The sequence below is a fragment of the Emticicia agri genome, from assembly GCF_004168285.1.
In the GTDB taxonomy this organism is placed as follows: Bacteria; Bacteroidota; Bacteroidia; order Cytophagales; family Spirosomataceae; genus Emticicia; species Emticicia agri.
The window spans coordinates 15,508-28,301 of sequence record NZ_SEWF01000051.1 but is presented as its reverse complement, the minus strand read 5'-3'; the positions used below and the strand labels follow the sequence as shown (position 1 = coordinate 28,301).

Sequence of the window (12,794 nt, the reverse complement as noted above, 5' to 3'; positions counted from 1 at the left end):
TAATGACCCATATCGGCCTTATATCAGATACACACGGGTATTTAGATGAACAAGTTTTTGAGCATTTCAAAGATTGTGACGAACTATGGCATGCTGGCGATGTGGGTTCAGTGAAAATTATAGAGCAATTACAGACCTTTAAGCCAACCCGATTTGTGTTTGGCAATATTGACTCAAAAGAAATACAGTGGCAGTTACCCGAACACCAGTTTTTTACCCTTGAAGGTTTCAGTATCTGGATGACACATATCGGGGGCGCACCGCCGAATTATAATCCGGCAGTAAAGAAAAAATTGAAAGAACAAATACCTGATATTTTTGTCTGCGGACATTCGCATATTCTGCGTGTAATACGTGATGAAAAAATGAATAATATGATGTATCTGAATCCGGGAGCGGCAGGGAATGAGGGCTTTCACAAAGTAAAAACTTTATTAAAATTTACCTTAGATAATCGAAAAATGTCTAACTTAGGGGTTATAGAGTTAGGGAAACGAGGTGCAATACCCCGAGGAGACATAACCCGTCGATTTTAAGATTAGCTATTATGAAAAGCATAGATAAACGTTATTTACTGATTTTTACTTTTTTGCTACTACTACCTTTTTCAATCTCTGCACAATTGGTTCAAGGTAAAAGGATAGAGTTTGAGCGGAACAACAATACCGAAGAAGACCATCAACTGTTTTCTCTGAAAGAAAATGGTGTTTTGCTATTTCATTCAGCAGAAGATTTGTACCGCCGGAAAATAACGTTAGATTTTCATAAATACGATAGTACCCTTACCGAATTGTGGAAAGCTGATTTTGTTCCGGAAGAGGAATTTCTTTTAAACAAAACCTTTCAGAACGACCGCTTTTTATTTATTCTTTTCAAGAAAAGAGAGAGAACAGATATTGGTGTATTAAGACTGGATTTAGAAACAGGGGATAAAACCTATGTGGAAGGCAATTTGCTGACCAATATGGATATAGACCATTTTACGGTTCTGCAAAGTAAGGCTTTTATAGGAGGTAAATACAACGACCGCCCCGTAGTAGTGATGTTCAGTTTTTTCGATAAAACTTCTAAAGTATTACCGGAAATACATGCTAACCACCTGATGATTAGCGAAATGGATGTAAGTGCGCAAAATGAGGTAATATATGTGATGCTGAAAAATGAAAGAAATTGCCAGTATATCGTAAAAACTTATTCTTATGAAGGCAAACCCCTCAAAACAATGGGTTTAGGAGATAAGCAAAGAACTCCTATTTCGGGCAAAATATTGAATACAGATAATGGTGCGCCATTACTATTAGGAAATTATGCCGAGGGTTGCTCGCCGCTTTCAATTGGTATTTATTTGCAAAATCTATCAAATGATTCTAAAATACAGTACATTGATTTTTCTGAACTACAGAATTTCTTCAGCTTTATGGCTCCGAAAAGAGAAGAAAAAATAAAGGAAAAAATAAGACTTAAAAAAGAAAGAGGTAAAGAAGTAAAGCTACGTAACCGATTATTGCTTCATGATATAGTTTCTACGTCTGAGGGGTGGATAGTCATTGCCGAAGTATTTTATCCTGAATATAAGACACCTGCCAACAATGGTTTTAATAACTGGCGCAGCTATCGCATAGGCAACGATTCGTATAACAATTTTCGCTATACGCATGCTATTCTGTGTGGTTTCGACTACAATGGTAAACTACTGTGGGATAACAGTGTTGCACTCAAAGATGTTGAAGGCAGTGAACTGAATGCGAAAGTGCAGATTACCCAGCAGGATGATTTCCATATACTGGCGTATCCTAACGAAGACCTGATTAAAGCAGTAGTTGTGAAAAAAGACGAAAAAATAAAAGATTTAGAGAGTTTTGATTTAAAAGCTAATTCGGATAACGAAAAAATTACAGATACAGACCGCACTAATCTGATTGCCTGGTATGGGCATAGTTTTCTGGCTTATGGTTATCAGAGCATCAGAAAGGACAATTTATCAAACAGAGAAGTTTTTTCTATCAATAAACTGACGTATTCACTGAAAAACGGAAAGCAATAGCTATTATGGTGCTTTTGCTTTCATTTTCTTTACCAATTGTCTCCCTTTTTCTTTATCCATCAGATATACTGCTGTCGATAGCCAGTCAGCGCTTGCACCATCTTTAGCAATAATTGTTATCTGACGCAATTCGGTAACACCTATGCCTGTTTTAGGATCTACTATATGCGAGTATTTCTTTCCGTCTATTTCTACAAACTGATACATATCTCCTGAAGTAGATACCCCACAGTTTTTCAGCCAATAGTCTTTATTGTTAATGATTATCTTCCACCCTTTTTCTTTTGGTGGCGCATCTGAAACGACAATATTCCCCCCAGCTTCAATCATAGCAGATGTAATGCCGTTTTCCAGCAATGTTTTCATCATCTCATCTTCTGCATAGCCTTTTCCTATTCCGCCAAAATCAATGCGCATGCCTTGTTTTTTCAACATAATTGATTGATTCCGGCTATTCAGAGAAATATTATCAATTCCTACTTTGGCTCTTGCCTGTACAATCTGGCTATCGGTTGGCAATTGTTTCTGGCGTTTCATCCGCCGCCACAATTGTGTCATAGGCCCTATAGTAATATCAAAACTATTATCAGACTTATGGGCTGCTCTTATAGATTCCTGAGTTATTCTCCAGAGGTCATTACTTACGCTTATATATTCGCCCGTACCGGAGGTCCGGCATAAACGATTAATTTCGCTGTCTTCCCGATAATCGCTTAAAATAAGATTCAAAGTATCTAAACGACGGAAGGCTTGCTGAGAGGCGGTCATTGCCTGAGCCGAATCAAGTGCGTAAAGCATGATTCTGAACATAGTACCCATTTGTGGGTAAGTAAACTCAAAACGTTTTTGTGCGTGGGTATAATGGCAAAAAAAGAGGAATAATCCTAAAAGACTATTCCTCTTATTCAAAAAGTGTATCAACATATTACTTGATTTCAAATAAAGAATCTGCCAGATTAGTATTCGCTTCTACTTTAGAAGCTGATAAGGCTAATTGCATCATACCCAAATCCTGATTCAGTTTATGAGCAAACATTACACCATTAACAATTTTATAATCAGTATAATCAGAGGTAATAGTTTGCGAACCCATCGGCGTTTCTGCTGTAATCACCTGACGAACTTTCATGCCTGAGGCAACATCGTAAAATTCAGTCATTTTAACAGTTCCGATAGTTACATCTATTTTATGTGCATCTGCATTGTTTACTTTTTCTTTGCCTACATAGGTTAATTTAGCACCCATAGTACCGTACTCTGACTCCGGTACAATTACTGCCTGCATTGCTACAGCTTTTACTTTTTCAGCGTCAGTAATATCCTCTGAGCCTTGCATGCCACTTGCACGAACTTTGGTACCATCACATACTTGTTTTTGTACTTCGCCCATACCTGTTACACTTACAGACTGTAAGAATTTATTAGGTGCTTTTTTCTGGATGAGAATTTCCAGGTTGGCTCCTTGTGCTTCTCCAGTAAAGGTCATGCTTAAATCTTTTATTTTTGATATGGCATCTTTGCCACCAATAGCCGTCACATAATTATTAATTACTTCTTCAGCAGTTTGCGCAAATGAGAGTGTGCTTATAAACAAAGCAGCTACAAAAAGAACTGTTTTTTTCATCGGTTAATAAAGTTAATGTTTTAAAACTGTTGTAAAGGTGTGAAAGGATTTGAAAGTTTCCTAATAATTTTATGATAATTGGCTTTAAGTAATGAATTATGGTAGAGTAAACGCTGAATGTGATTTAATTATTTCGGATAAGTGAAATTACTTGTTATTTTTGGAGATATGATAATTATTAAAGGCATACCATTCAGAAAAATAAACGGGATTACGCTTTTTCCATTTATTATTGTCAGGCCCAAGAAACCTAACGAGATTCTGTTGAATCATGAACGGATTCATATCTGGCAGCAGTTAGAATTGCTGGTGTTGCCATTCTATATCTGGTATATAGGCGAATGGATTTATCACTATGTAAGATGCAGGAAATGGTGGGTGGCTTATCGAAGAATCAGCTTTGAGAAAGAAGCCTATGCCAACGAAACAGACTTGAAATACCTGAATAAGAGGAAATTATGGGCTTTTTTGAAATACAGGTAGAGGCATCTGTCAGATACCTCTACCTACTATAAAATTATTCGCTGTCAAATACTTTTTTGAATTGAGAAAGCAAGCCCGACCATGAGTTATCTTCTTTTTGTTGAGAGATAACTTTTACTTTCGGAAACTCTTCTTTTACTTCTTTCTCTAAAATGCGCTTTGCCAGTTCAGGTAAGATTAAACCACCAAACGTGCCAGACGACATCATCAGTAAATTAGTCTGAAACCAGTTTTGCTCTAATAAAAAGTCAACAATCTTTTCTCTTTCTGTAAATACTAATAATTTATCATCACCAAAAGCTTGTTTAATTTCTTCCGGCGAAATAGCAGGAAGACGTTTCATTTCAAGTGTATGCGGTGAGTAAAAAACTACAGCCGTATCGGCATCGTTCATGGTGCCTTCATATTGTGGCAGGAAGTCTTTATTCAGGCTACTGAATGTATGCAGTTCATAGCAGGCAATCAGGCGGCGACTGCTGTAAAGCATTTTGGTAGCATTGGTAGTAGCTTTTAATTTAGATGGTGCATGCGCAAAGTCTCTGAATATAAGTGTATTGGCATTCTCACCTAATTTCTCCAGGCGTTTTGATGCTCCCTTGAAATGCCTGATGGCTTCGTAGAACTCTTCGTCGGTAATACCCAAGCGGTCAAGAATAAGCTTGGCACCATTCAGGTTTTTCATATTATGCTCCCCAAAAATCTCTAAAGGGACTTCTGTTTTACCTACCTGCAGAATACATTTACCATTTTCTACTTTATATGGGTGTGCTTTATACGGGAACTTGCTTACATCTGTACGGTCTTTTGCTCCTATTACCTTTACAATATCATCGGTTTCGTCATAAATAATAGCTCCTGCTTTAGGTAAACCATCGGCCAGTTCTTCAAAAGTCTGTACATAGCTGTCAAAAGTCTTGAAGATATTAAAGTGATCCCAGGCAATGCCACTAATCAGACATATATGCGGATGATAAAACAGGAATTTAGATTTTAAATGAACTTTTGATTCAGGGTACTCGTCTCCTTCAATAATAATCACCGGCGACTCATCGTCCAGATTTACCATTACATCAAAGCCCTCAATCTGAGCTCCTACCAGATAATCAAATTTGCGGTTATAATATTTCAGTACGTGCAGAATCATACTGGTGATACTTGTCTTGCCGTGGCTTCCGGCAATAACCACACGTAGTTTATTAAGGCTTTGCTCGTAGATATATTCCGGGAAAGAATACACTTTTACGCCTAATTCCTGTGCTTTGGCTAATTCAGGATTATCAGCAAATGCGTGCATGCCTAAAATAACAGCATCTAAATCTTTGGTTATTTTTTCAGGAAACCACCCTAATTCAGCAGGTAGAATACCTACATCAGCCAGACGGCTTTTTGAGGGGTCATTTATTTCATCGTCTGAACCGGTTACGATATATCCTTTTTTATGAAGTGCAAGCGCCAGGTTGTGCATCACAGCGCCCCCGATAGCAATAAAGTGAATTTTTTGGCTCATTTATAACAAGAATTTCACAAACCCAAACGTTTTTAAATGGCTTATCTTTTGGGTTTTGTATGATGATAGCAAAATTTGAATGAATAAAAATTTGTGAACCACAGCCCTAAAAACTGTGTTACAAATATCAGTTGCAAAGTTGTTAAATTTATATCACATTTGCACACTATTTTCAACAGAGATAGTCTCTATTGTATCCGGAAACTATCTGTATAAGTGGTAGGGTATTCAAATAATTCCAAAACCTTAAAAGTTTTTATGCATTTTACTTAGAGATGAAACGTTACATAGACCTTATAGAGCAAACCTTTGAGTTTCCGACTCGGGAATTCGGTGTTGATGAAGCCCACACACTGATGTTTAACAATGTTCCGCTGATGGATATTATTAAGCAGTATGGTACTCCACTAAAAATCAGCTATCTGCCTAAGATTTCAGAGCATGTAGAAAATGCCAAGCTGCTTTTCAGAAATGCCATGAAAAAATATAATTATAAAGGAAGCTACACCTACTGTTATTGTACAAAATCATCACATTTCAGGTTTGTTATTGAAACAGCATTAAATAGTAATGTTCACCTCGAAACCTCGTCGGCATTTGATATGGATATTATCAGAGCTTTGTATGAAGAAAATAAAATTAATCAGAATACTTATGTTATCTGTAATGGCTACAAACGCCCGAAATATTTAGAGGGAATTGCTGCCTTACATAATGAAGGTTTTGTGAATTGTATTCCGATTTTAGACAATCTGAAAGAGATTGATTATTATCTGCAAAATTCTACGGCTGAAACCGTAAATCTTGGCATTAGAATTGCGACAGATGAAGAGCCAAACTTTGCGTTTTATACCTCTCGTTTAGGGGTTAGGTATAATGATATCAATGAATTATACAGGGAGAAAATAAAGCCGAATCCAAGGTTTAAGCTGAAAATGCTCCATTTCTTTATCAATGCGGGTATTAAAGATAATGCTTATTACTGGTCTGAACTGACTCGTTTCATGTTTAAATACTGCGAAATGAAGAAGCTATGTCCGGACCTTGATTCGATTGATATTGGTGGCGGATTACCGATTCAGACCTCACTGGTATTTAACTATGATTATCAGGCAATGATTGATGAGATTATAGAAAATATCCAATGGATTTGTAATAAAAACAATGTGCCTGTACCTCATATTTTTACCGAGTTTGGTAGCTATACAGTAGGAGAGAGCGGTGCGGTGATTTATAAGGTGATTGATAAAAAACAACAGAATGACCGTGAGTTGTGGTATATGATTGATGGTTCGTTCATCACACAGTTACCGGATTCATGGGGTATTGGTCAGAAATATATCATGATGCCTGTGAATAATTGGGATAGCCCCTACGAAAAAGTAAATTTAGGAGGCCTGACCTGTGACTCACAGGATTTTTATAATACAGAAGCACATTCAGAAGACTTGTATCTGCCTGTGTTTGACATCGAAAATGAAGACCAGTATATCGGATTTTTTCATACAGGTGCCTATCAGGAATCTTTGGGGGGCTATGGAGGTATTCAACACTGCCTGATTCCGGCACCACAGCACGTACTGGTAAACTTAGATGCCGAAGGTAATATTATAACTGAACTTTTTGCTGAAGAACAAGACAGTAATTCGATGATGGAGATTCTAGGGTATAAGTCGCAGAAAAAGAAAGAAACGCATACTTTACCCGGAAATGGTTCGGCAAAAAAGAATAAGAAAACTACAGAAGAGGCTTTAGTATAAAATAAACCAGTTTGTAGAACGTTTTATAAAGAACCGAAAATTATATTTTAATGAGACCTAAATTACTGATTCTTTTTCTTTTGGTAGGAGCCACAATGACGGCTTGTCGTAAACAGCAATGCCCGGCTTATGGTAAAGTTTCACCAAAAAGTATAGCAGAGAAGAAACATTGTTAGTGATATAGATGGTTCATAATGTGCCTATACACATTATGAACCATTATTGTATTAACTGGTAGGATTATCAATAATAAATTTTGACGCTTCTAAAAGGCTGCCAAAACGGTAGTCGGCCAGTTCAGTATTCTCTTTTCCTGTGGCAATGTGTATTGTTTTTACACCTGCTTTCATACCTGCTCTTACGTCTCTCTCGGCATCACCAATCATATATGAGTGAGTGGTATCTATGTTATATTTAGCAATGGCTTTTTCAAGCATCAATGAATCAGGCTTACGCAAGAGTGATTCAGAAGAATGTAAAGGATGGTGTTTACAGAAATAAATGTCGTCAATGACACCGCCACATTGGCTTTGGAGAAAATCATGACAGTTCAGTACATCTTCCCGGGTATATAAACCTTTGGCAATACCTGCCTGATTGGTAACTACAATTAATAAATAACCTGCTTTTTTTAGTAAATTCAGGCCATCTACTACTCCTTCTGGAATGATATAGTCTTCTATTTTATAAACATAATCAACTCGATCTTCATTGAGTACTCCGTCACGATCAAGGAAAATGCACTTTTGCATATATTAAAAATCAGGTTAGTAATGTGTGAATATTTAATATTACAATATTAAGAAAAAATATAATAAATTGTAGCTAAAATTTTGTGAAAATTTTATTTATGACTAACTTTTGTTCTCAAAATTCATAACATCTAAGACCTTACACAAAAAAAGTACTATGGATCAAATTGTTGAATATTTCAGAACTATACCCTCTTCGCACAGAAGTGTTATTCTGGTAGGAGGAATAGCTTTTTTCTGGATAATTGAAAGTGCTGTTCCTTTATTCCATTTTAAGTATAGCAAAGTCAGGCATGCAAGGATTAATATCTTTTTTACGCTTACAACCATTATTATCAATTTTGCTTTAGCTTTTGTTCTGTTAAAGTCATCTGACTGGGCTGTCGCTAATCATTTTGGCATTTTACAATGGCTGCCTGAAATGCCCTTATGGCTTTTTGCTATTGTAGGTTTGCTGTTATTAGACCTGATAGGGGCATGGCTCGTGCATTGGGCAGAACACAAAATAAAATGGATGTGGCGTTTTCATTTAGTGCATCATACCGATACGCACGTGGATACTACTTCGGCTAACCGCCATCACCCAGGTGAAAGTGTTTTTCGCTTTGTATTTACTACTGCTGGCGTAGTATTGGCAGGTGCGCCCATGTGGTTGGTTTTTATGTACCAGTCAATATCTGTACTGCTTTCGCAGTTTAATCATGCGAATATCGTGATTCCTAAATGGTTGGATAATGCCATGAGTTGGATATTGGTTTCACCTGATATGCACAAGGTGCATCATCATTATGTTCAGCCTTATACAGATTCTAATTACGGCAATATCTTCTCTGTTTGGGATAGATTATTTGGTACTTTTATGACAATTGAGCGTGATAAACTGATCTATGGGATAGATACACATATGAAACCCGAAGAAAATGACCGTTTAGGTAATTTACTGAAAGTTCCTTTTCAAAACTATCGGCCTCCGGTGGGGGCAAAGTTTGGTGAGGAAAAAGTTCATTAAAGCGTAAGTACAAGAATCTAACCGTGGCAGGGCTATATTAGGACGAGTATAGCCGTGGCACGGTTCAGTTAAACATTAAAAAAAATCCTGCCTCGTGAGAAGCAGGATTTTTTGTTATGATAACTATACACAATCTTAGTTGAAGATATAACGAAGCGTTAATTGACCATTCCAAACATCAGTTGCTGAACTTCTTGTCTGGAAAGTATCTTTCAACAACTCTGTTTTAGAAGTAACAGTTTTACCATCAGTGGTTCTTGAAGTTTGTGTATTCAATCTATACTGTGGAACACCGTCAGCCGTAACACTTACATAAGCTAAAGGCGATGTATTGCTTACAAATCGGCCAATACCCCAGTTCCCATTCAATAGGTTACCGAAGTTTTGAATATCAGCTCTTATCTGAAGCGTATGGCGTTTGCCTTTTACATTTACATAGAACTCCTGAATAAATGATAAGTCAAACTGGTGTAGCCAAGGTAAGATAGCGCCGTTACGTTCGGCATATTTACCACGCATGGTACTTAGATATGGGTCCTGGTCGATGAACTTATCAAAAGCGGCTGCTTGTTCTGCCGGAGAATAAGTAACACCACTTACAGTTGTGTTAACAAATGTCAAATCGGTGGCTTTGTTTGGTACAAATAATAATTCGTTACCGGCAATACCGTCACCATTCATATCACCTGCAATGGTGTAAGAGTATCTGGCAACACCAGTTCCACCAACATAACCTAATGAGATTTGCGAAGAACCACCGAACATTCCACCATATTCTATTCTGTAGCTGGCTGCACCAACTAAACGATGAGGAATGTCATTATCGCTATAAGTAAGACCTAATTTATTGTTACCGTTTACACTTCTTGCACCTGTGAATGAACCGGAAGCGATTGAACCTGCACTCATCAAGTCACGGGTTCTGGCATAAGTATAAGCAAACATGCCATAGAAACCTTTAGTCCAAGGTTTTTCTAATTTGAATGTTAACATTACGTTTTCACCTGCGCTTTTGCTGGTAAGTACTGCCGCACGAGATACGTTATCGTTGATACGAATAGCGCTGTTCAGGTTAGAACCTGTTAATCCTGAGCCAGGGAAACGGTCACGTGTATCAGGGCCTGAGAATTTACCTGTGGCAGTTTCTAAATTTGCATCAAAGTAATAGGCCGAATTAAGAAACTTGTTATACAAGAAGTCAATTGAACCAACTAAGCCCAACGGAAGTTTTTGGTCAATAGCGATATTAGATTTCCAAACCTGAGGGAATTTATAGCTTGCATCAGTTCCTGCTATATCAAAAGTAGAGGGTAGAGTAGGAGTGGCAGGTGTATAAACACTGGCATCTTGTACAAATGGGAAGGCTGTTGTGTTTCGTTGTTCGATAAAACCTGTCAGGATACCGTTATTACCAATCTGGTTAGAGATAAAAACATAAGGAGGGCGGCCTGTGAAAACACCAGAACCTCCACGCACCTGAGTACTTCTTGTTCCTGTTACATCCCAGTTAAAACCTACACGAGGTTCCCATAAGATTTTGGCATCTGGTAACGTACCTGTGTTTATTTTGTACGGAGCTCCGTTTAAATCTTTATAAGTCTGACCAGATATTACGGTGTTTTCAAGGGCTGTATTGCCAAATGCAATCATACTTGCTCTTACACCATAAGATAATTTGAAGGTATTGGACACTTGAAAATCATCTTGTGCATATAAGTCAAACTTATTTACTTTCAATACTTGCAATGGTGCAATACCACCCGGCAAGGCAGAATAACGATATTGGAACAGATTCACTACTACGCTATTATCACCATTTACGGCTTTGGTGAAATCTTCCAAAGAGTTATATACCCATACACCATTAGAAGCAGGGAAGAACAAGTTGTTCGATTTGTAATTTTCGTAATTAGTACCAAAAGTAAGCGTATGCTTGTTCTTGAAAAGTGTAAAGTTATCCGTAATATGGAATGTTCCGTAATTTAACTTATTGTTAGGTGTGAATGGGTCGAAACCTACTGAAATATAGGTAGCGTTATTATTCAGGATATCAACCGTAGGAAACATAGCGCCTGCATAAGCACGGTCTTCATTTTGGCTATCATAACCAATAATAAAATTATTAGCAGATTTACCACCAAAAGTTGAGTTTAGCTCAGCAACAATCGAACGAGTGTTATCCTGAATTAAATAACCTGAGTTTTTGAATGATAAAGAGTTGGCAGTTACACGGTTACCAAAACCTGCTGATGAACTATTACTGATAGGTACATAGTCTTGAGAGTTATGGAAAGTATAACGGAGAGTTGCTTTGTGTTTATCGTTAATATTATAGTCTAAACGTGCTAAAAATTTATCAGACTTGGTTTCATCGTCAAAATTTTCGTATGGGCCTGTTTCATAACCGAATTTTTGTTTTACCAAGGCACTAACAGCTTCGATATCTGCTTTTTCAACACGGGTAGGGTTACCAGCATTAGAAGAACCTTTAGCTACAAAAGATGAACCCGGAACGGTTCTTCTTTGAAACTCACCATTGACGAAAATGAATAGTTTGTTTTTAATAATAGGTGCACCTAAACGGAAACCTAATACTTTTTCATCGAATGTACCTACTGTAACAGGGAAACCTGCGGCATCTCTTCCAACAAATGTTTTGCTGTTGTTACGGAAACTGTGATAAATAGAACCTGAAACCTGATTGGTTCCTGAGCGGGTTACTGCGTTTAGACCTGCTCCTACAAAACCTGATTGACGAACATCGAAAGGCGCAACGTTTATCTGAACTTCTTCTATGGCATCTAAAGAGATTGCTGTTGAGTTTGTACGTCCACCAGCCTGAGCTTCCGAACCTAACCCGAAACCATTATTAAATACAGAACCGTCAACTGTAAAATTATTTAAACGGCTGTCAGCACCACCAAACGAACGGCCATTTCCTTGCGGATTATATTTAGTGAAATCATTAATTGAACGACTACCAATGGTAGGAAGTGCCTGTAATGCTTGTTTGTTAATAGTGGTAGAAGCTCCTGTACGTTCAGAACTGAAAATGTCACTTCTGGTTGCAGTTACACTTACTTCCTGAAGAAGAGCTCCTTCTTCTTCTAATTTAATATCAACATTAGAAGCAGTACCTAAACTTGTAATGATACCTTCTCTGGAAGTATCTTTGAAGCCAACAAAAGTTACAGTAACCTTAAAAGGTCCACCGATACGAACCGCAGGAAGCACATAGCGGCCAGCAGCATTTGTAACGGTACCGTATTTGGTGCCTGATGGCTCATGCACAGCCACGATACTCGCACCGGGCAGTGCCTCGCCTTTAGCGTCAGTTACTACACCACTAATAGAAGAGGTAGTAACCTGGCCGAAGCCTTGAAAAGCAAAGAAAATCCCTACGAGAAGTGTAAAGGCTCCCCGCAAAAAAGTAAATTTTTGCATCATGTTTTTTTTGGAGTTAGAAATGTTTGAAGTTAAAATCATCAAGCAATTATATTGCTGATACAAAGGTCTTAATTTTTCATCTAAAATAAACAAGTAGCAATATAATTTATTTTCATAAGTAACTGATTTATAGTAATTTATGAAATATGTAATAAAAAATATTGTTTA

11 protein-coding genes are annotated in these 12,794 nt (G+C 37.5%); 6 read left to right on the top strand and 5 right to left on the bottom strand.

The features are described 5' to 3' along the window. Positions 1-2: 2 nt before the first annotated feature. Together EWM59_RS23145 and EWM59_RS23140 are read left to right on the top strand one after the other, a co-directional pair. Positions 3-536, top strand: a complete 534-nt coding sequence (locus EWM59_RS23145) for a metallophosphoesterase family protein (protein ID WP_130023629.1) — start codon at positions 3-5, stop codon at positions 534-536. An 11-nt stretch (positions 537-547) separates the two neighbouring features. Further along, on the top strand, positions 548-2,044 hold the full coding sequence (locus tag EWM59_RS23140) for a hypothetical protein (RefSeq protein WP_130023628.1): 1,497 nt from the start codon (positions 548-550) through the stop codon (positions 2,042-2,044). A gap of 3 nt (positions 2,045-2,047) precedes the next feature. Here EWM59_RS23140 and EWM59_RS23135 read toward each other — a convergent pair whose 3' ends face one another. Both EWM59_RS23135 and EWM59_RS23130 read right to left on the bottom strand, forming a co-directional pair. Then, positions 2,048-2,968, bottom strand: a complete 921-nt coding sequence (locus EWM59_RS23135; RefSeq protein WP_130023627.1) for an FAD:protein FMN transferase — start codon at positions 2,966-2,968, stop codon at positions 2,048-2,050. A gap of 1 nt (position 2,969) precedes the next feature. Next, positions 2,970-3,668, bottom strand: a complete 699-nt coding sequence (locus EWM59_RS23130) for a hypothetical protein (protein WP_130023626.1) — start codon at positions 3,666-3,668, stop codon at positions 2,970-2,972. A gap of 168 nt (positions 3,669-3,836) precedes the next feature. Between EWM59_RS23130 and EWM59_RS23125 the strand changes: the two genes are divergently transcribed. Continuing rightward, positions 3,837-4,151, top strand: coding sequence for a hypothetical protein (locus EWM59_RS23125; RefSeq protein WP_130023625.1), 315 nt, complete (start codon positions 3,837-3,839; stop codon positions 4,149-4,151). A gap of 34 nt (positions 4,152-4,185) precedes the next feature. Here the strand turns inward: EWM59_RS23125 and EWM59_RS23120 are convergent, their stop codons facing one another. Next, on the bottom strand, positions 4,186-5,658 hold the full coding sequence (locus EWM59_RS23120; protein ID WP_130023624.1) for a UDP-N-acetylmuramate--L-alanine ligase: 1,473 nt from the start codon (positions 5,656-5,658) through the stop codon (positions 4,186-4,188). 275 nt (positions 5,659-5,933) lie between these two features. Here EWM59_RS23120 and EWM59_RS23115 point away from each other — a divergent pair, with 275 nt between their 5' ends. Both EWM59_RS23115 and EWM59_RS28610 read left to right on the top strand, forming a co-directional pair. Then, on the top strand, positions 5,934-7,418 hold the full coding sequence (locus tag EWM59_RS23115) for a type III PLP-dependent enzyme domain-containing protein (protein ID WP_229239417.1): 1,485 nt from the start codon (positions 5,934-5,936) through the stop codon (positions 7,416-7,418). A 50-nt stretch (positions 7,419-7,468) separates the two neighbouring features. Then, positions 7,469-7,594: a hypothetical protein gene (locus tag EWM59_RS28610; protein WP_262709304.1), complete on the top strand. Its 126-nt coding sequence runs from the start codon at positions 7,469-7,471 to the stop codon at positions 7,592-7,594. Between the two features lie 51 nt (positions 7,595-7,645). On the opposite strand, the gene EWM59_RS23110 is transcribed toward EWM59_RS28610, so the two are convergent. Next, positions 7,646-8,170, bottom strand: a complete 525-nt coding sequence (locus EWM59_RS23110) for a D-glycero-alpha-D-manno-heptose-1,7-bisphosphate 7-phosphatase (protein ID WP_130023623.1) — start codon at positions 8,168-8,170, stop codon at positions 7,646-7,648. 157 nt (positions 8,171-8,327) lie between these two features. Between EWM59_RS23110 and EWM59_RS23105 the strand changes: the two genes are divergently transcribed. Further along, a complete protein-coding gene (locus tag EWM59_RS23105) occupies positions 8,328-9,179 on the top strand; it encodes a sterol desaturase family protein (protein WP_130023622.1) in 852 nt (283 codons plus the stop codon). Between the two features lie 135 nt (positions 9,180-9,314). Here EWM59_RS23105 and EWM59_RS23100 read toward each other — a convergent pair whose 3' ends face one another. Further along, positions 9,315-12,626 (bottom strand): TonB-dependent receptor, encoded by a 3,312-nt coding sequence (locus tag EWM59_RS23100; protein WP_130023621.1) that lies wholly within the window; start codon positions 12,624-12,626, stop codon positions 9,315-9,317. Positions 12,627-12,794: the final 168 nt, after the last annotated feature.